The 16,962-nt window shown below is 46.6% G+C and carries 25 protein-coding genes; 21 read left to right on the forward strand and 4 right to left on the reverse strand.

What is annotated here, in order from left to right; all coding sequences use genetic code 11:
- Window positions 1-10 precede the first annotated feature (10 nt).
- Window positions 11-628 (forward strand): MBL fold metallo-hydrolase, encoded by a 618-nt coding sequence (locus KNQ04_RS04815; RefSeq protein WP_214847723.1) that lies wholly within the window; start codon window positions 11-13, stop codon window positions 626-628.
- Between the two features lie 53 nt (window positions 629-681).
- Here the strand turns inward: KNQ04_RS04815 and KNQ04_RS04820 are convergent, their stop codons facing one another.
- Window positions 682-945, reverse strand: coding sequence for a DUF2626 family protein (locus tag KNQ04_RS04820; protein ID WP_012369782.1), 264 nt, complete (start codon window positions 943-945; stop codon window positions 682-684).
- A 225-nt stretch (window positions 946-1,170) separates the two neighbouring features.
- On the opposite strand from KNQ04_RS04820, the gene KNQ04_RS04825 reads away from it, so the two are divergent.
- From KNQ04_RS04825 to gcvPB, 13 genes are all read left to right on the forward strand, one after another.
- Entirely contained in the window at window positions 1,171-1,557 is a 387-nt protein-coding gene (locus KNQ04_RS04825) for a Spx/MgsR family RNA polymerase-binding regulatory protein (RefSeq protein WP_214847724.1), read from the forward strand.
- A 59-nt stretch (window positions 1,558-1,616) separates the two neighbouring features.
- A complete protein-coding gene (locus KNQ04_RS04830) occupies window positions 1,617-2,459 on the forward strand; it encodes an ATPase, T2SS/T4P/T4SS family (protein ID WP_214847725.1) in 843 nt (280 codons plus the stop codon).
- A gap of 14 nt (window positions 2,460-2,473) precedes the next feature.
- A complete protein-coding gene (locus KNQ04_RS04835) occupies window positions 2,474-3,415 on the forward strand; it encodes a type II secretion system F family protein (RefSeq protein WP_251136884.1) in 942 nt (313 codons plus the stop codon).
- A 21-nt stretch (window positions 3,416-3,436) separates the two neighbouring features.
- Window positions 3,437-3,754: a competence type IV pilus major pilin ComGC gene (locus KNQ04_RS04840; protein ID WP_214847726.1), complete on the forward strand. Its 318-nt coding sequence runs from the start codon at window positions 3,437-3,439 to the stop codon at window positions 3,752-3,754.
- Window positions 3,717-4,184 carry a prepilin-type cleavage/methylation domain-containing protein gene (locus KNQ04_RS04845; RefSeq protein WP_251136885.1) on the forward strand — a complete coding sequence of 156 codons (468 nt, stop codon included), beginning with the start codon at window positions 3,717-3,719 and terminating at the stop codon, window positions 4,182-4,184. Before KNQ04_RS04840 ends, KNQ04_RS04845 begins: the two co-directional genes overlap by 38 nt.
- 7 nt (window positions 4,185-4,191) lie before the next feature.
- Window positions 4,192-4,548 (forward strand): prepilin-type N-terminal cleavage/methylation domain-containing protein, encoded by a 357-nt coding sequence (locus tag KNQ04_RS04850; RefSeq protein WP_353049710.1) that lies wholly within the window; start codon window positions 4,192-4,194, stop codon window positions 4,546-4,548.
- The gene (locus tag KNQ04_RS04855) at window positions 4,430-4,861 is read left to right on the forward strand and encodes a hypothetical protein (protein ID WP_251136886.1); all 432 of its coding nucleotides are present in this window, start codon (window positions 4,430-4,432) and stop codon (window positions 4,859-4,861) included. The genes KNQ04_RS04850 and KNQ04_RS04855 overlap by 119 nt, the downstream gene beginning before the upstream one ends.
- Window positions 4,858-5,130: a hypothetical protein gene (locus tag KNQ04_RS04860; RefSeq protein ID WP_251136887.1), complete on the forward strand. Its 273-nt coding sequence runs from the start codon at window positions 4,858-4,860 to the stop codon at window positions 5,128-5,130. Before KNQ04_RS04855 ends, KNQ04_RS04860 begins: the two co-directional genes overlap by 4 nt.
- The gene (locus KNQ04_RS04865) at window positions 5,123-5,608 is read left to right on the forward strand and encodes a shikimate kinase (RefSeq protein ID WP_214847730.1); all 486 of its coding nucleotides are present in this window, start codon (window positions 5,123-5,125) and stop codon (window positions 5,606-5,608) included. Before KNQ04_RS04860 ends, KNQ04_RS04865 begins: the two co-directional genes overlap by 8 nt.
- The gene (locus KNQ04_RS04870; protein ID WP_214847732.1) at window positions 5,605-5,919 is read left to right on the forward strand and encodes a hypothetical protein; all 315 of its coding nucleotides are present in this window, start codon (window positions 5,605-5,607) and stop codon (window positions 5,917-5,919) included. The genes KNQ04_RS04865 and KNQ04_RS04870 overlap by 4 nt, the downstream gene beginning before the upstream one ends.
- Window positions 5,920-6,102: 183 nt before the next feature.
- The gene (gcvT, locus tag KNQ04_RS04875; RefSeq protein WP_214847733.1) at window positions 6,103-7,185 is read left to right on the forward strand and encodes a glycine cleavage system aminomethyltransferase GcvT; all 1,083 of its coding nucleotides are present in this window, start codon (window positions 6,103-6,105) and stop codon (window positions 7,183-7,185) included.
- A gap of 13 nt (window positions 7,186-7,198) precedes the next feature.
- Complete coding sequence (gcvPA, locus tag KNQ04_RS04880) at window positions 7,199-8,545, forward strand: aminomethyl-transferring glycine dehydrogenase subunit GcvPA (protein WP_214847734.1); 1,347 nt, start codon at window positions 7,199-7,201, stop codon at window positions 8,543-8,545.
- Complete coding sequence (gcvPB, locus tag KNQ04_RS04885; protein ID WP_214847735.1) at window positions 8,538-10,016, forward strand: aminomethyl-transferring glycine dehydrogenase subunit GcvPB; 1,479 nt, start codon at window positions 8,538-8,540, stop codon at window positions 10,014-10,016. Before gcvPA ends, gcvPB begins: the two co-directional genes overlap by 8 nt.
- Before the next feature lie 135 nt (window positions 10,017-10,151).
- On the opposite strand, the gene KNQ04_RS04890 is transcribed toward gcvPB, so the two are convergent.
- On the reverse strand, window positions 10,152-10,532 hold the full coding sequence (locus tag KNQ04_RS04890; protein ID WP_214847736.1) for a rhodanese-like domain-containing protein: 381 nt from the start codon (window positions 10,530-10,532) through the stop codon (window positions 10,152-10,154).
- Between the two features lie 138 nt (window positions 10,533-10,670).
- On the opposite strand from KNQ04_RS04890, the gene KNQ04_RS04895 reads away from it, so the two are divergent.
- The 3 genes from KNQ04_RS04895 to hpt all read left to right on the forward strand — a co-directional run bounded on the left by KNQ04_RS04895 (window position 10,671) and on the right by hpt (window position 12,622).
- Window positions 10,671-11,501 carry a lipoate--protein ligase family protein gene (locus KNQ04_RS04895; protein ID WP_214847737.1) on the forward strand — a complete coding sequence of 277 codons (831 nt, stop codon included), beginning with the start codon at window positions 10,671-10,673 and terminating at the stop codon, window positions 11,499-11,501.
- Between the two features lie 24 nt (window positions 11,502-11,525).
- Window positions 11,526-11,948: a transcriptional regulator MntR gene (gene mntR / locus KNQ04_RS04900; protein WP_214847738.1), complete on the forward strand. Its 423-nt coding sequence runs from the start codon at window positions 11,526-11,528 to the stop codon at window positions 11,946-11,948.
- Between the two features lie 146 nt (window positions 11,949-12,094).
- Window positions 12,095-12,622 carry a hypoxanthine phosphoribosyltransferase gene (gene hpt, locus KNQ04_RS04905; protein WP_214848066.1) on the forward strand — a complete coding sequence of 176 codons (528 nt, stop codon included), beginning with the start codon at window positions 12,095-12,097 and terminating at the stop codon, window positions 12,620-12,622.
- A 78-nt stretch (window positions 12,623-12,700) separates the two neighbouring features.
- Here the strand turns inward: hpt and KNQ04_RS04910 are convergent, their stop codons facing one another.
- Both KNQ04_RS04910 and KNQ04_RS04915 read right to left on the reverse strand, forming a co-directional pair.
- Window positions 12,701-13,108: an SA1362 family protein gene (locus KNQ04_RS04910; protein WP_214847739.1), complete on the reverse strand. Its 408-nt coding sequence runs from the start codon at window positions 13,106-13,108 to the stop codon at window positions 12,701-12,703.
- Between the two features lie 20 nt (window positions 13,109-13,128).
- Window positions 13,129-14,061, reverse strand: a complete 933-nt coding sequence (locus KNQ04_RS04915) for a DUF1385 domain-containing protein (protein ID WP_214847741.1) — start codon at window positions 14,059-14,061, stop codon at window positions 13,129-13,131.
- Between the two features lie 158 nt (window positions 14,062-14,219).
- Here KNQ04_RS04915 and aroQ point away from each other — a divergent pair, with 158 nt between their 5' ends.
- The 4 genes from aroQ (at window position 14,220) to accB (ending at window position 16,949) form a co-directional block, all read left to right on the forward strand.
- Window positions 14,220-14,645, forward strand: a complete 426-nt coding sequence (gene aroQ, locus KNQ04_RS04920; protein WP_214847743.1) for a type II 3-dehydroquinate dehydratase — start codon at window positions 14,220-14,222, stop codon at window positions 14,643-14,645.
- 20 nt (window positions 14,646-14,665) lie between these two features.
- On the forward strand, window positions 14,666-15,730 hold the full coding sequence (locus KNQ04_RS04925) for a M24 family metallopeptidase (protein ID WP_214847745.1): 1,065 nt from the start codon (window positions 14,666-14,668) through the stop codon (window positions 15,728-15,730).
- 28 nt (window positions 15,731-15,758) lie between these two features.
- The gene (gene efp / locus KNQ04_RS04930) at window positions 15,759-16,325 is read left to right on the forward strand and encodes an elongation factor P (RefSeq protein WP_214847747.1); all 567 of its coding nucleotides are present in this window, start codon (window positions 15,759-15,761) and stop codon (window positions 16,323-16,325) included.
- Window positions 16,326-16,493: 168 nt separating this feature from the next.
- The gene (gene accB, locus KNQ04_RS04935; protein WP_214847749.1) at window positions 16,494-16,949 is read left to right on the forward strand and encodes an acetyl-CoA carboxylase biotin carboxyl carrier protein; all 456 of its coding nucleotides are present in this window, start codon (window positions 16,494-16,496) and stop codon (window positions 16,947-16,949) included.
- The last annotated feature ends 13 nt before the right edge of the window (window positions 16,950-16,962 follow it).

A 16,962-nucleotide genomic window follows, 5' to 3' on the forward strand; every position in this document is an offset into this window, starting at 1 on the left:
GTCTGATCATATGGAAATCGTAAGTATTACTTCAGGTATTGCCTCGGAAAATGGTTACTTGCTCTTTCAAGACGGGAAATGTTTAGTCGTCGATCCGGGAACGGAAGATATGCGTTTCTTTGACGAAATTGAACAGCGGGATGCGCAAGTCGAAGCGATTCTCTTAACGCATGCCCATTTTGATCACATCGGTGGTGTCGAAATGTTAAGACGGTTTACGTCTGCCCCTGTCTATCTTCATCAAAAAGAAGCAAAATGGTTAGCGAATCCTGATTTAAATGGATCTTCTAAATTTGGTGTCCCGCCCGTCAAAGTCAAACCGGCTGAACATACGTTACAGCCAGGTCCGCTTGCTGTCGGCCCTTTTAAGATGCATGTCCTCGAGACACCAGGGCATTCGCCCGGTAGCGTCACGTTTTATTTCAAGGATGAGCGGATTGCCTTTGCTGGGGATCTGTTATTTAAGCAAAGTGTTGGCCGAACAGATCTACACGGTGGCGACCAAGACGTGCTAATGCGTTCGATTGACCGGATCATCGCGGAACTCCCGCATGATACGACGTTTTACCCCGGTCATGGTCCAACGACGACGCTCCGCCAAGAAATCAAGCAGAACCCGTTCTTTTGACGGGAACGAAAAAAATCCCCTCGACCTTCGCTTGAAGGTGAGGGGATTTTTGATTACATTTGGAAATTGGACCAGTACGTGAAGACGATAAAGAATACTGTTAAGTACGCTGCAAAGATGTAAACATACGTTTTTTCAGTTAAGCGAAGATAGCCTAATGCTGCAAAGAATACTGTTTGTGCTAAGAAGACGAAGCCCATAACTAAAAATGAATCCGTATGCTCGCTTGAGCTGGCGTCTCCGCCAAGCGCGCCGATAAATGCCATGACTGCAATGATTCCAGTCCAAAATCCGAGTACGCGGTACATTCTCCCCATTCATATAACCCCCTAAATCCGACAGATAGTCAATATACGTACTTATTTTACCAAGCAAACAATCATCCGTCCATCATGTTCTAGTGTTTGTTAAGGAATAACTGTGAACAAAAGATGAAGTTTGAAAAAAAGTTGTACAATAGTTGTACAAAAGGTGTACAAAGTAAAAAAACCATGCTATAGTTTCTGTAATGAGAAGCGCAGATTTTGAGAGGAGGAGCAATAATGACAAATGAGTTGATATTTTTTACGTATCCAAGCTGTACATCTTGTCGTAAAACGAAATCATGGTTAAAAGAGGAACATGTTGATGTAGAGGAACGTCATCTTTTCAGAAATGCTCCGACAGTGGACGAATTGATGGAATTATTGAAACTATCAACAGATGGAATCGAAAGCCTACTCGCAACACGCAGTCAAGCATTCAAAGATCTTGGGATCGACGTTGATGACATGAAACTAAGTGAACTGCTTCGCTTGATGAGTGACAATCCAAAACTATTACGACGCCCAATCATCACTGATGGCAAACAGCTCGTAATCGGGTACGATAAACCAGGTCTTGAAACACTAGCAAAGCGTAAAGCACGTCTAATTGCACAAGTATCTTAAAGAAGCCGATTTGTTTAGGCTTCTTTTTTTGTGTACTTTTTCTCTAAGGAGGTGTTTCTTTGAGAGAACTTGTGAGCCAATTGATTCATCGATTTGCAGATGACGACGTCACGGACGTCCATTTTGTTCCGGACGAGCAGCAGGCACGCGTTATTTGTAGAACGGGAGACGGGCTAAAGGAACAAGAAGCGATTCCGTTTAGTCAATACAGTTCACTTGTCAGTCATATCCGGTATGAGTCGAATTTGAAAGAGCAGAATGAACGTATACCGCAAAGTGGTGTCTATCCGATTGAAAAGAGTGGAATGCGGGTCGCGATTTTACCGAGTCGGCATGGGGATGCGATGTCCTGGCGGTTTTACCGGGCGGTCGTCTCACATGAAGTCGCGTCGACTCTCCTTGACCCCTTCACTGATATGGAGTGGTTGCGGAATCAAAGTCATGGCTGTGTCATCATTTCGGGGACGACAGGTGCCGGTAAAACGACGATGCTCTATTCCTTGATGGCATCGATGGAAGGCAAGCGGATCATCTCTGTCGAGGATCCGGTCGAGTGCACGGTCCCGGGGATCTTACAGCTTGAGCTGAATGAAAAGGCAGGGTTTGATGCGACACGCTGTTTCGAAGAGATTCTCAGGGCGGATCCGGATTGGATTGCCTTTGGTGAAGTCCGGACGGCGGAAGCAGCACGATTATCCATCAATGCCGCCCTCAGTGGGCATGTTGTCCTCTTTACGTTACATGCAGGAACGGTGGATGAAGTATTTTTACGGCTGAAGTCATTGGGAATTTCTGAAGAAGAGTTGACCGTCTGTAAAAAAGTCATTCATCTTTACCGGGAGGAGGGGGATGTCCGCTGTATCGTAGAAAACTTAGCACGAATAGCACATGTCGGTTTTTAAATCGATTTCATCGCTTGTTGACGAAAGGAATTTCAACGAAAGAGACGCTAAACATTCTCAAGCGGTTTGAAGAGCCGCTTCTTTTACCGATCATCGAAGAAATCCAACAACGGTTAGAACTTGGCAAGTCGTTATCCGTTGCGCTAGAACCGCTCGAGTTATCCTCGTCACTCCAGCGTTTGCTTGATGTCGGCGATCAGACGGAACGTCCGTTGATGATTTTGAAGCAAGTCATTCGCTTACTCGAATTAGAAAATCAAATGAAAAAGAAGTTTTGGAAAATGGCACGTTATCCGCTCGTACTTGCCTCGAGCTTGATGTTACTGTTTATGTTTTATGCCCTCTATGTGTTCCCCTCCTTGCTTGAGATGTCGAGTCCGGCAAGTCTTCCGCGCTTTTTAGTCTTGATTTTGCATCCTTCAGCGAAGTATGTCCTTGCAGCGACTCCGATTCTGTTACTGTCACTCCTCCTTCTCGCCTTTCGCCTGATTCCAGTCAAACGGCTGTTACAGGTTAAAATCATTCAGAAACTCCTTCAGTTGTATTACAGTTACTTGTTCACGATTGAGGTCGGCTCTTTCGTTGATGCGGGTTTTTCGTTAGAAGAAGCATTCCGTTCACTCGAGCAAGGGCAGACAGGTAAAAAACAACAGATGTATGCGATGCTCCATCAACACCAACAAGCAGGAACGTCGTTATCAGAGGCGATTTTACAAGAACAACTCATCGACGTCGAGACGGCAGGGCTTGTCCATCTTGCGCGGGAAAGTGGAGATTTAGGTCCGTTGTTGCTCGCACAGGCTAGTCTGCTTCATGAATCGATCGAAGAAGAATTGGAGAAAAAGTTACTGTTGGTTGAGCCGTTGTTATATGGAGGATTAACACTTATGACGGGGACGTTGTTTTTCATTTTGTATTATCCGATTCAATTGGCGATTCGCCAACTTCCATTTTGAAGAGAGAAGGGGCTTGTACCTATGAGACGATTTTTAAAAAATGAACGTGGATTTACCTTACTTGAGATGGCAGCCGTCCTATTGATCATCTCACTGTTATTACTCGTCTTGATTCCGACGATGACAAGCGGGAAAGATCAGGCGAAAGGTGTCAGTTGTGAAGCGAACGTCCGTGTCATTCGTTCTGAGGTCAACTTGTATTATGCGAAGGAGAAAAAATATCCTGAAACACTGCAAACGATTAATCGGGGAACGGTCGAAAAACCAAGTGAATTGCTCTGCGATCAGGAGACTTATGCCTATGATGCGAAAACAGGTGAGCTTACGAAAACGAACTGACGGGTTTACGTTAGTCGAAATGTCGGGTGTCTTGATGATGATTGGGCTGATGCTGTTGATGTTGCTTCCGGTCTTACTCGATCGACGCCCTGTGATTTACCCGCTTGACCAAGACATTACGTTGCTTAAACAGGACTTTCAAACGTTACGTTTGATGCAGTATGCAAAAGCGGATATACAAAATACGATTCAATTTCACTGGCGCGGGGACGGGGCGGGATACTTCATCCTCGTCAATGATCGCATCCTATGGCAACGTACCTTTCAGTCAGGCAATAGTTGTATCGTTCCGCCTACGGGACGCGTCATTTATTTTAAAAGTTATCATTCGACCTATGCTTCGACATGGAATTGTCGTTCGGCGAAACAAGAGTATGAAATTAAATTTTTACTCGGGAACTATCAAATGGTGATTCGGCAAGTGAGGTGACGAAAGGGTGAAGCAACACCAAACGACCGAGATTCGAGTCAGTGAACGAGGGTTTACCCTGCTCGAAGTGATGGCATCACTCGTTGCGATCAGTTTATTTTTAGTGTTGGCAATCGATCCTTACCTGACTGTTCAAAAACAAAAAACAGCGTTACTCGTCGAGACACATCGTCTTGACGAGATGGCGTCAAAACAAACGATAGGGGATTCATCCGGCTATCAAGTGAAGGAAGGAGCGTGGTGTCTTGAAACGGTGTGTCTTGCGAGCAGAATCCGGAACGACGCTCCTCGAAATTTCACTGGTCCTTTGGCTGAGTCCACTCTTATTACTCGGACTGTTGACGATGACGCAACTCGTCACTAACGCCAATCAAATAGAACGAATGGAAGAGCAATTATTTTTTCATACGGTCGAGCGGCTGATGTGGCGGAGTATCGAGTGTAGTGTGGTCGGAGAAGAGCTACGGGGAAAGGATGTCGACCCTGGAGAGGAGCCGATCAAGTGGAAACTCGTCCGCGTTCAAAATCAAATCCGCCTGAAAAAAGAGTTTGGCGGAGAACTGACGTATGCGAGCGACGTATCAGACTACAGGATCAAAGCGGAAGGGGCACAAGTCACGATCGAACTCAACCAACGGGTACGGACTTTTACGTGCAAGAAACCGGCTTCATATTGATTCAGACATTGTTGATTCTGATTGGAATCAGCGCCTTGGTCTTAGTCGGGTGTCTACAGTTGGATGAATCCGTCAAACAGTTAAAGCTTGAACAAGAAGGGTTACAACTGGAATCGCTCGTACGCGCTGCAACAAAAGATTGTCAGACAGATGAGACGCTCCGATACCCAATCGGAACCGTTACTTGTACACGGACCGACAAAGGCTTTAAAATGAAGGCGGTACTAGATAACGGACAAGGAATCGAGGCGGTCGTTTCAGATGGATAAGGTTTATGTGATTGGGTTTATGGGAACTGGTAAAACAGTGATTGGTCGGAAGTTAAGTGAACGTTATGTGGTCGATGAACTGGATGAACGATTCGTTCAAGAACGTGGGCAATCGATTGCTGATTTTTTTGCTGAGCAAGGCGAGGAAGGATTTCGTGCACAGGAAAGCGAATTGTTAAGAAATAGCCAAGCCCGTGTCGTCATCACGGGCGGTGGGATCGTCGAACGGGTAGACAATCGAACGTGGATGAAAGAGACCGGGACAGTCATCTGGATTGATACACCGTTTAAGTCGATTTGGCAACGGATCGAATCGGATCGGAATCGCCCCTTAGTCGGCACATATCAGTCGGTGAAAGCACTTTATACACGAAGACGACCGATTTATGCGGCCAGTGCGGACTATCGCTTAGATGGAACGAAATCAATCCACGAGTTAACAGCAGAAATCGAACGGATATTGGAGGAGAAGTCATGATTTGGATTATTATTGGTATCATCGTAGTTGCAATCCTCGGCTTAGTCGCTTACGGATTTTGGTTATACAAAAAGAAGATTTCGCATGATGTACAACTTGTGAAACAATTGGTGGAACGGTTTAAGATTCGTCAACAAACGTTACAAATGGGTGTCGACCATACGACGAATCGGATCGATCAAATCAAAGGGAATGTCAATCAGTTGGTCGATGAAGGGAAGCGTGTCGAACAAGGCGCACGTCTATTGGTTACTGAAGGACAACGCCTGACAAAAGAAGTTCAACGGACAGCCGGCATTAAGCAATTTTGAAATGGCTTTCATCGTGTGAATGTGAAACAATAGGAGAGAAGGGACTTTGTCCTTTCTCTCCTTTATCTTTGTTCAATTTCCGAATAAACCTAGAAAAAAACGTTTTAAGTTGTTAGAATGTAAATGAAAGTTGAACGATAAAGAGAAAAGGGATATAAAATGTTCGTAAATAGGGGGATATGTATGAGTCAGACGACATTGAAAAGAACGCCATTGTTCGAGACAATCGCGCCAATGGGGAAAATGGTCGATTTTGCAGGGTTTGAAATGCCGGTTCTGTTTTCATCAATCAAGGAAGAACATATCGCAGTACGGGAACAAGTCGGGATGTTTGATGTCTCTCACATGGGAGAATTGTTTGTGTCAGGTCCTGGAGCACTTACTTTTCTACAAAAGACGATGTCGAATGATATCTCGAAAATCGCGATCGGGCAAGCGCAATACAATGTCTTATGCCAAGAAGATGGTGGAACGGTTGATGATTTGCTCGTTTACCGGCTTGCCGAGACAGAGTATCTGTTAGTCGTCAATGCTTCGAACATCGAAAAAGATGAGGCGCATCTCCGGTCTTACTTGACTGAGGATGCTGTGCTTGAAAATCAATCGGATGCATACGGACAGATTGCTGTCCAGGGTCCTAAAGCAGAAGAAGTCCTGTCGACATTGACGGAGCTCGCGTTAAGCGACATTAAATTTTTCCGGTTTGTACATGGAAAAGTTGCGGGTGTCGATATGTTGATTTCGCGTAGTGGTTATACAGGAGAAGATGGTTTCGAGTTATATATGCCAGCTGCGGATGCGGTACAAGTCTTTAAAGCATTACTTGAAGTAGGTGTCGTCCCGTGTGGTCTCGGGGCACGTGATACATTACGGTTTGAAGCCTGTTTGCCACTTTACGGGCATGAACTGTCGGCAACGATTTCACCGATCGAGGCGGGGATGGGATTTGCCGTCAAACCGCAAGCAAAAGAATTCGTCGGGTCAGGCGTGCTCGCACAACAAAAAGAACAAGGCGCACCACGTCGTTTGATTGGACTCGAACTTGTCGACAAAGGGATTGTCCGTCAAGATGCACCCGTTTTGCTGAACGGAGAGGTCATCGGATTCGTGACGACAGGAACATTGCCGCCAACGATTGGAAAAGCGATTGCGTTAGCACTCGTACCGGCAGAATATGCGACAGAGGAACAGTTCGAAGTGGAAGTACGTGGGAAGAAATTAGCCGCAAAACGTGTGAATACACCGTTTTACCGTCGAGCCAACTAAGGGGGACTTATAGATGGATTTTCGTTATTTACCGATGACGCAAGAAGATGAAAAAGAGATGTTACAGACGATTGGTGCGAACTCGATTGAAGACTTGTTAGCAGATATTCCGGCTTCCGTCCGCGACAAAGGGACGTTAAAAGAAGTCGGGATTCCGCTCCCGGAAACAGACTTGATTCGGACACTCTCGAAGCTTGCCGACCAAAACATGAACACGAAGCAATATCCATCGTTCCTCGGTGCAGGCATTTACGATCACTACGCACCGGCTGTCGTCAACCATATGTTGTTGCGCTCAGAGTTTTATACGGCGTATACACCATATCAACCTGAAATCTCACAAGGGGAATTACAAGCGATTTTTGAGTTTCAGACGATGATTTGTGAATTGACGGGTATGGATGTCGCAAACTCGTCGATGTATGACGGAATTACAGCACTAGCGGAAGCAGCGATGCTTGCCTGTGCCCATAAAAAGAAAAAGACGATCGTATTGTCGGATGGGGTGCATCCGGAATCACATGACGTCGTTCGGACGTATGCGAAAGGACCGGGTCTGAATGTCGAGACACTCGCATTGCGGGACGGGGAGACGGCAATCGAGCAACTGGATGCGATCGACGATGTCGCGTGTGTCATCGTTCAGTATCCGAACTTTTATGGACGCGTCGAAGACTTACAAGCACTAGCCGATGCAACCCATGCGAAGGGTGGGCTATTCATCGTTTCAGCGAATCCGCTTGCCCTCGGATTGCTTGAAGCACCTGGGAAACTCGGTGCGGACATTACGATTGGTGATTGTCAGCCGTTCGGGATTCCCCAAAGCTTTGGTGGACCGACGTGTGGCTACTTCACGACGACAAAAGCTTTGATGCGTAAAATTCCAGGACGCCTCGTCGGTCAGACGGTGGATGAGGACGGCAAACGCGGTTTCGTCTTGACGCTCCAAGCCCGAGAACAGCATATCCGTCGTGATAAAGCGACGTCGAATATTTGTTCGAACCAAGCATTGAACGCATTGGCGGCATCGATTGCGATGAGCGCGTTCGGGAAACAGGGGATTCGTGATTTAGCGGTCCGCAACTTACAAACGGCACATGCCTTGAAAAAATCATTGAAAGCAGCCGGCTTCCGCATCGTCGATGATGGACCGAGCTTTAATGAATTCGTCGTCGAATTACCAATCGATGCGGAAGAGGCGAGTCGTCAACTGTTAAAAGCGGGAATCATCGGTGGCCTTCCACTTGGCACATACGATGCGAACCGCAATCGTGAAATGCTTGTCTGTGCAACAGAATTACGGACGAAAGAAGAGCTCGATCAATTCGTGTCAGCGTTAGGGGGATTAACTCATGCATAAATCAAGTGAACAAACATTGATTTTTGAAATCTCAAAACCCGGCCGTGTCGCATATGCGTTACCACTCGCGACGGTCGAAGAAGCAGCAATCGAAGACATGTTGCCGTCTTCTTTTATACGAACAGAAGATGTCGCGTTACCGGAAGTTTCGGAACTGGATCTCGTACGACACTATACGGCACTTTCGAACCGGAACCATGGGGTGGATTCCGGATTCTATCCACTCGGTTCGTGCACGATGAAATACAACCCTAAAATCAATGAGGATATGGCGCGACTTCCTGGATTCGCACACATTCACCCGCTCCAGCCGGTTGAGAGCATTCAAGGGGCGCTTGGTTTGATGTATGATTTACAGGAAAAATTAGCAGTCATCACAGGGATGGATGAAGTGACGCTCCAACCGGCAGCAGGAGCACACGGAGAATGGACGGGATTGATGTTAATCAAGGCCTACCATCAGGCACGGGGAGACTTCAAGCGGACAAAAGTACTTGTTCCAGACTCAGCGCACGGCACGAACCCGGCATCGGCGTCTGTTGCAGGATTTGATACCGTGACGGTCTTGTCAGACGAACGGGGTCTTGTTGACTTAGAAGATTTAAAGAGCAAAGTAGGAGACGACACAGCGGCTTTAATGCTGACGAACCCAAACACGCTCGGATTGTTTGAATCGGATATCGTCGAAATCGCCAAAGCAGTCCATGAAGCAGGTGGGAAATTGTATTACGATGGAGCAAACTCAAATGCCATCATGGGGATTGCACGTCCCGGCGATATGGGCTTCGATGTCGTTCACTTGAACCTCCACAAGACGTTTACCGGTCCTCACGGTGGGGGTGGTCCTGGTTCGGGTCCAGTCGGCGTGAAACAAGATTTGATTCCGTATTTACCAAAACCGATCGTCGCGAAAACGGAGGAAGGATTCATCTTGGATTACGATCGGAAAGACTCGATCGGGCGTGTTAAACCGTTCTATGGTAACTTCGGGATTAATGTCCGGGCCTACAGCTACATTCGGACGATGGGTGGAGAAGGTCTCGCCCGTGTCTCGAAAGAAGCGGTCTTAAACGCAAACTATATGTTGGCACGCCTCAAAGGCGCCTATGACGCACCGTATGACGTCTATTGTAAACATGAATTCGTCTTATCCGGTCGTCGCCAAAAAGCACTTGGTGTCCGGACGCTCGATATCGCAAAACGACTGCTTGATTTTGGTTACCATCCACCGACAATTTATTTCCCGTTGAATGTCGAAGAGTGCATCATGATTGAGCCGACGGAAACGGAATCAAAAGAAACACTTGATGCGTTCTGTGATGCGATGCTCCAAATCGCGCGTGAAGTCGAAGAAACGCCAGATGTCGTTTTGAATGCACCGCATACGACAGTCGTCAAGCGGATGGACGAAACATTGGCAGCACGTAAACCAGTGTTGCGTTACCAACCGAAACAAGAAGTGCATGCATAACGGTTACTGAAAAGAGGCTTGATTGCATTTCCTTACTCACGAGAGGCGGGAATACACCATTTCGCCCTGGATGCAAGAAACACCCTTCCTCCGCTTAAAGCGAAGGAAGGGTGTTTTTACGCTAAAATCGGTGAATTAGCTACGTTTGACTTTTCCGGTCCATTGTTTGAATCCGCCTTTAAGTTGGTACAAGTTCGTATAGCCTGCTTTTTTCAAGACTTTAGCTGCTTGCGAAGAACGCATGCTGCCTTGGCAGTACAAGTAAATCGGCATATCTTTCCGAAGTTCTTTCGAACGCATTTTCATCTGACTCACCGGAATGTTGCGGGCGCCGACAATGTGACCCCCTTTAAATTCTTGTGTTTCCCGAACATCGACAATTTGTGCTTTACGGTAATTTGCCCGGAACTCTTCTTGCGTCAGTTTCGTGATTCCTTTGACGGGCATGAAACGCCAGACGACATAAGCGACCAAGGCAACCCATAAAACGATCGTAATGATTGTACCTGTTTCCATATTCAACTTCCAACCCCTTCGTTCATATAACATCCCTACTATTATAGTAAACGAAATCGATTTCGGCAATCGACTCGTCGTTGCGCAGGATAGAAAGGGTCTGATACACTAATACGGAAACGTTTTGGGGGTGTTCGCTTGATAAAGAAATGGCACGTATTGACAACTGAAGCATTAGAACCAGCACTGAACATGGCAATTGATGAAGCTTTGATCGGATTTGTCGGACGGGGAGAAATTGCACCGACTCTCCGTTTTTATTCATGGGAGCCCCGGGGATTAAGTGTTGGCCACTTCCAACGGGCGACACGTGATATTGATCGAAAGCGGATTGAAGAACTTGGAATCCCGATCGTTCGACGGATGACAGGTGGTCGGGCGGTTTTACATGCAGATGAGCTCACATATAGCGTCGTCATAAAAGAGGCGACGGAAGGCTTACCGCGAACCGTCATTGAAAGTTACCGGATGTTGACGGAAGGTATCCGTAAAGGATATCACCATCTTGGCATTCCAGTTGAATTTTCAGTGCCGATGACGGAAGAAGAAAAAGAAGAGTTACGAAAACCGAAGTCGGCCGTTTGTTTTGATGCCGCATCGTACTATGAGCTGGCTGTCGGGAAACGAAAGGTCGCGGGTAGCGCTCAAGTCCGCCATCAAGGTGTTGTCCTGCAACATGGTTCAGTTCCTTTATCGGTCGATGAAGGAGAGTTATTTGATTGTTTCCTGTATGACGATGAAACGACGCGCCAACGGATGAAAGCACGTTTTGCAGGAAAAGCGGTTGCGTTAAATGAGCTTGCGGGACGTCACGTGTCGTTTGACGAAGTACGGGTTGCCTTTATGCGTGGTTTTGAGGACGCACTTCAACTAGAATTCGCCCCCCTAGAATTTACACAGCAACAATGGCAGGAGATTGAACAGCTCGCCGAGAAATACCGTAGTGATGAATGGAACTGGAAACGTTAAAGAGAAGGATTGGAAGGTGATGTCGTGCCAACTCCGAGTATGGAAGACTATTTAGAGCAAATCTATATTTTGATTGAAGAAAAAGGATATGCCCGTGTGTCGGATATTGCAGAATTACTAGGGGTCCACCCCTCGTCCGTAACAAAGATGGTCCAAAAATTAGATCGTGAAGAATATCTCGTTTATGAAAAGTATCGCGGCCTCATGCTGACTGCGAAAGGCAAGAAAATCGGAAAGCGCCTCGTCGAGCGACATGCGCTCTTAGAAGACTTCTTGCGCCTCGTCGGCGTTGAGGAATCCTTGATTTATAAAGATGTCGAAGGAATCGAGCATCATTTAAGTATCGAAGCCCTCGATAAAATCAATGGAATGATTCAATTTTTTGACGAACGTCCCACGCTAAAAGAAGAATTGCATAACTACCAACAAGCGCACCCGGAAGACTGAGTGGGCTTGTTTTTTACATTAAAAACCTGTTAAAGACGAACGATTTATACTTTTATAAGAGAAAAGTCCGTCTATAAGCTCGAATATGCTATACTGACGATGAAAAAGACTAAAGGGGGTGACGGGTGGTATTTCACCCGGATACGATGGAAATCGTCATCAAAGAAAAATTGGTTTCAGAAACTGAGTTGTCTAAAAAAGTTACGGAGTTAGCAGTCGAGATTGAACGGGATGCTGCGGGGCGCCAGATTGTCTTGGTTGTCGTATTGAAAGGATCGATGGTTTTTGCGGCCGACTTGATGCGCGCGATTAAAGGGAGTGTCCAAATCGATACCGTCGCCTGCTCGTCGTATGGTGCCAAAACGGTCTCTTCCGGGCGCGTGCAATTGAAAAAAGATTTGGATTTAGATGTCGAAGGGAAATACGTTGTCGTTGTCGAGGATATCATCGACACGGGACATACGCTGAGTTTCTTATGTGAACATATGAAGCTGCATAAGCCGGGTGTCTTAAAGATATGTACGTTGCTTGATAAACCGGCCCGTCGTGAAGTGGAATTGACAGCAGATTATGTCGGATTCGAGATTCCGGATTATTTCGTCGTCGGTTACGGGATTGATTGTGCAGAAGAATACCGCAACTTGCCGTACATCGGCTGGGTCGAGACAGACTAAAAAACCGCCAGCGGACAAGAGTCGCTGACGGTAGTAGGCGAGGGAGTGGCGTTTTTTAGCCATTTGCTCGCTTTTTGATTAAAAGGCACGTTTTTTCTTTTTCCCTTTTTTTCCTTCGATGACGGTCAAGTTAGGTCCTTTCGACCGGTCGCGAATTGGGCGTACTTTATTCGAAGACGATGTTTTCGTAGCATTTTTGATTGTTTTTTTCTTGAAGTCAGTCCGGCGCGCGCCTTGATCACGTTTCCCGTGCAATTTTTTTGATTGCGCGACTGATTTTCGGTACTGTGAATTCGCACCGCTTCCGGCACCGCTATTACGCGTCATGAACTTAAAGATCAAAAAGATTATTCCCGCCACGACTGCTACAAACAGTAATTGTGAAAACAGACTACCCGGATCATTAGCAAGCTTATATCCAAAGCCGACGAAAGCAAACAGTAACACGACAAGTGCAAATGTAGAGCCGATTCGTTGTCTAATCATATTATCACCCCTGTTATCGATTAACCCAGTGCATTCTCATGTAGGTTATGTTCCTGTTTTTCGAGTGCTTCAAACGCATAAATCGCAACCTCAATCTGTGAATCGTCCGGTTCCTTTGTCGTCAAGTACTGTAACCATAGGCCAGGCAACGCAATCACGCGTAATCCCTTAATGTTTTGCGCTTTATTTGTTAATTGCAAAACTTCAAAAGACAGACCGATGACGACTGGGAGCAAGGCGATCCGGAAGACGAGTCGCACCCATAATGGATCCGTTGGGACGATTAAATAAACGAAAAACCCGACGATGACGGTGAAGATCAAGAAACTCGACCCACAGCGGTAATGCAGCCGGCTGCTGCGTCTGACATTTTCGACGGTTAGTGGATGACCGGCTTCGGCGCAATTGATGACTTTGTGTTCTGCCCCGTGATATTGGAACAACCGTTTGACGAGCGGGGTCAAGGAAATCAAATACAAGTATCCGAACAACAATGTCAGCTTAATTAATGCTTCAATGACGTTTTGAATGAAGTGACCAGATAAAGCTGGAACTGAACTAAACAGGGAAGCTAAGAATGCAGGTAGGAGCGTAAATAATAACTTACCAAAGAAAAACGACAGGACACCAATTAACGCGACGCCGAGCCATTTTGTCAGTTGCCCTTGGTTCGCTTCTTCCGGCTCTTCCTCACCCGGATTGACGCCATAACGGTCGCTCGCGAAGTTCATATGGCTCGCTCCGTTCGCAGACGATTCGATTAAGGCGAACAGACCGCGCAGGAGTGGAATCCGTTTACCGACTGCAATGCGGGGACGTAATGGCTTTTCTTGTTCGAATGTCTCAATTGTCTGATCATTGCGGCGGATCGCAGACACGGCATGTGTCGCATTTTGGAACATGACGCCTTCGACGATGGCTTGTCCACCGATCGGCGCTTTAGCGGTTTTCATATATGAACGCATCCCATCTGAATTAAAATATCGTGTATCGTCAGTTTACTTGATTTTCTATGAAAAAACTACGGTTGACTGCTTTACAGAGGGGGCAATCTTTAGGAGGCGGAAAACGTCTTATGATACAATAGGAAAGACGATATGGAGGTGATGGTGTGCGGATATTGGTTTTAAATGGACCGAATCTCAATTTACTTGGAACACGTGAACCGGATACGTATGGTTCAAAGACGTTAACGGATTTAGAAACGTTGATTGTCGGTCGATTTCCTGAAATCGAGTTTAGATTCGAACAATCGAATCATGAAGGCGTCATGCTTGATTGTCTCCATGCGGCACGCGCGTATGACGGGGTCGTGTTGAATGCTGCTGCTTACACGCATACGAGCATCGCTTTGCGTGACGCAATTGCGGCAATCGAGGTACCGACGATTGAAGTTCATTTATCGAACGTTCACGCGCGCGAAGAATTTCGACATCGCTCACTCATCGCACCGGTCTGTCGTGGCGTCATTAGTGGACTTGGCATGACGGGATATGTATTAGCCGTCGAAGCATTACTCGATTCGAAAGCTACATAATTCAAAAGGGGGAAACAGACATGCAACATCGTATTGAAGCATTACAATCTGCCTTAAAAGAACGTGATTTACCAGGACTTCTCGTGACGAAAGCGGAAAACATCCGCTATATTTCAGGGTTTACTGGATCGAGCGGTGCATGTCTCGTTACGGCCGAACATGCCTACTTCGTGACGGATTTCCGCTATACGGAACAAGCTGCGGACCAGGTCAAAGGGATGGAAATCGTTCAGATTGACCGGTCAATCCCGGCGACGATGGGTGAACTGATTGCGGGTGCCCGCGTGCGTGCTGTCGGCGTTGAAAAAGATGCGATGACACTCGGTTCGTTCGAAGCGTATGACGAGGCATCAGCAATTGAACTGATTCCGACGACAGGAATCGTCGAAAACCTACGCTTGATTAAGGATTCATCAGAGATTAAGATGGTTAAGGAAGCGGTAAAACTAGCGGACGCGACCTTTGACCACATCTTGACGTACATTCAGCCGGGAAGAACAGAACTTGAAGTTTCGAACGAGCTTGAATTCTTCATGCGTAAACATGGGGCAACATCATCGTCATTCGATACGATCGTCGCTTCTGGATACCGTTCAGCGTTACCGCATGGTGTCGCGAGTCAGAAAGTCATCGAGACAGGAGAACTCGTTACGCTTGATTTTGGTGCGCTGTTGAACGGGTATGTCTCGGATATCACGCGAACAGTCGCCGTAGGACCAATCAACTCAGAACTACAAAAAATTTATGACACGGTCTTGCAAGCGCAATTGGCTGGAGTCGATGGGCTCCGTCCGGGCATTACGGGAATCGAAGCCGATGCGCTCACACGGGACATCATTAAAGAAGCGGGATACGGCGAATACTTCGGTCACTCGACAGGACACGGAATCGGTCTTGAGGTACACGAAGGACCAGGACTTTCGTTCCGTTCGGAAACGAAACTTGAACCCGGTATGATCGTAACGGTCGAACCAGGCATTTATGTTCCGCAAGTCGGTGGATGCCGGATCGAGGATGATGTCTTGATCACCGAATCAGGACGCGAAATTCTTTCGTCTTCACCAAAAGAACTCATTACACTTTAAGTAAGATGAACATTTAGGAGGAACAATTATGGTATCAGTAAACGATCTAAAAACAGGCTTAACGATTAAAACTTCAGACGGAATGATTTGGCAAGTCCTTGAATTCCAACACGTAAAACCAGGTAAGGGTGCGGCATTCGTCCGTACGAAAATGCGTAACATCCGTAACGGAAACATCCAAGAGATGACATTCCGTGGTGGCGAACGTGTCGAGCGGGCCCACATCGAACGCAACAAGATGCAATACCTCTATCCAATGGGTGAGACATATGTCTTCATGGATACAGAATCATATGAACAAATGGAATTGACGACAGAACAAGTCGAAGCAGCACTTCCGTACCTCCTTGAGAACATGGAAGTTCAAATCGCAGTCTACAATGGTGAAATCCTCGGACTCGAACTTCCGAACACGATTGTCATGACGATCGTTGAAGCAGAGCCAGGTGTCAAAGGCGATACGGCTTCGAACGTCAAGAAAAATGCGACGGTCGAAACGGGACACATCATTCACGTCCCACTCTTTATCGAAGCAGGAGAAAAAGTAACAGTTGATACGCGGACCGGTGATTTTACAGGACGCTACAACGGGTAATTCAAATACGTCGGCGCCCCTTCATACTCGTTTTCGAGTCAAGGGGCGCTTTTTTCATTCGACGACACTTGCATCCTCTGGTATGACCAGTTAAACTTAATATTTGAGTAGCCATTAGCACCTGGTATAATATTATGGATGAATGTATAGATGGGGGATGGAAAGAAGATGAAAATCGATCAGTTGAAACAAGTCTTGGAAATGCTTGATCAATCAAGCGTCAATGAACTTTCTTTAGAAACGGACACGTATAAATTAAAACTTAAAAAGCAAGGGGACGGCGTCACCGTGTCTCATCACGAACCTGTTGCTGTCGCACCTGTCGCGCAAAAAGCCATCGAGTCGGCTCCTGCAGCGACACCGGAAGTAGTCGAAGATACGACGGATACAGTCACGATCAATGCGTTGATGGTCGGGACATTCTATTCACGCGCAAATCCTGAAAAACCTGCATTCGTTAAAGTAGGCGACCAAATTGAAGTCGGTCAAGTCGTTTGTATCCTAGAAGCGATGAAATTATTCAATAATTTAAACTCGGAAATCGCCGGAACTGTCGTCGAGATTCTCGTCGCAGATGGAGACCTTGTCGAATTTGGTCAACCACTCTTCCGGGTTCGTCCATAAGCGGGGTGATCAG

Origin of the sequence: Exiguobacterium sp. s193 (genome assembly GCF_018618755.1) — a bacterium.
In the GTDB taxonomy this organism is placed as follows: Bacteria; Bacillota; Bacilli; order Exiguobacteriales; family Exiguobacteriaceae; genus Exiguobacterium_A.

Bases quoted from the DNA above. Each gene is read 5' to 3' on its own strand.
- KNQ04_RS04815 (WP_214847723.1), top strand. From the start codon at position 11: ATGGAAATCGTAAGTATTACTTCAGGTATTGCCTCGGAAAATGGTTAC.
- KNQ04_RS04820 (WP_012369782.1), bottom strand. From the start codon at position 945: ATGGGGAGAATGTACCGCGTACTCGGATTTTGGACTGGAATCATTGCA.
- KNQ04_RS04825 (WP_214847724.1), top strand. From the start codon at position 1,171: ATGACAAATGAGTTGATATTTTTTACGTATCCAAGCTGTACATCTTGT.
- KNQ04_RS04840 (WP_214847726.1), top strand. From the start codon at position 3,437: ATGAGACGATTTTTAAAAAATGAACGTGGATTTACCTTACTTGAGATG.
- KNQ04_RS04845 (WP_251136885.1), top strand. From the start codon at position 3,717: ATGATGCGAAAACAGGTGAGCTTACGAAAACGAACTGACGGGTTTACG.
- KNQ04_RS04865 (WP_214847730.1), top strand. From the start codon at position 5,123: ATGGATAAGGTTTATGTGATTGGGTTTATGGGAACTGGTAAAACAGTG.
- KNQ04_RS04870 (WP_214847732.1), top strand. From the start codon at position 5,605: ATGATTTGGATTATTATTGGTATCATCGTAGTTGCAATCCTCGGCTTA.
- gcvT (WP_214847733.1), top strand. From the start codon at position 6,103: ATGAGTCAGACGACATTGAAAAGAACGCCATTGTTCGAGACAATCGCG.
- gcvPA (WP_214847734.1), top strand. From the start codon at position 7,199: ATGGATTTTCGTTATTTACCGATGACGCAAGAAGATGAAAAAGAGATG.
- gcvPB (WP_214847735.1), top strand. From the start codon at position 8,538: ATGCATAAATCAAGTGAACAAACATTGATTTTTGAAATCTCAAAACCC.
- KNQ04_RS04890 (WP_214847736.1), bottom strand. From the start codon at position 10,532: ATGGAAACAGGTACAATCATTACGATCGTTTTATGGGTTGCCTTGGTC.
- hpt (WP_214848066.1), top strand. From the start codon at position 12,095: ATGGAAATCGTCATCAAAGAAAAATTGGTTTCAGAAACTGAGTTGTCT.
- KNQ04_RS04910 (WP_214847739.1), bottom strand. From the start codon at position 13,108: ATGATTAGACAACGAATCGGCTCTACATTTGCACTTGTCGTGTTACTG.
- KNQ04_RS04915 (WP_214847741.1), bottom strand. From the start codon at position 14,061: ATGAAAACCGCTAAAGCGCCGATCGGTGGACAAGCCATCGTCGAAGGC.
- KNQ04_RS04925 (WP_214847745.1), top strand. From the start codon at position 14,666: ATGCAACATCGTATTGAAGCATTACAATCTGCCTTAAAAGAACGTGAT.
- efp (WP_214847747.1), top strand. From the start codon at position 15,759: ATGGTATCAGTAAACGATCTAAAAACAGGCTTAACGATTAAAACTTCA.
- accB (WP_214847749.1), top strand. From the start codon at position 16,494: ATGAAAATCGATCAGTTGAAACAAGTCTTGGAAATGCTTGATCAATCA.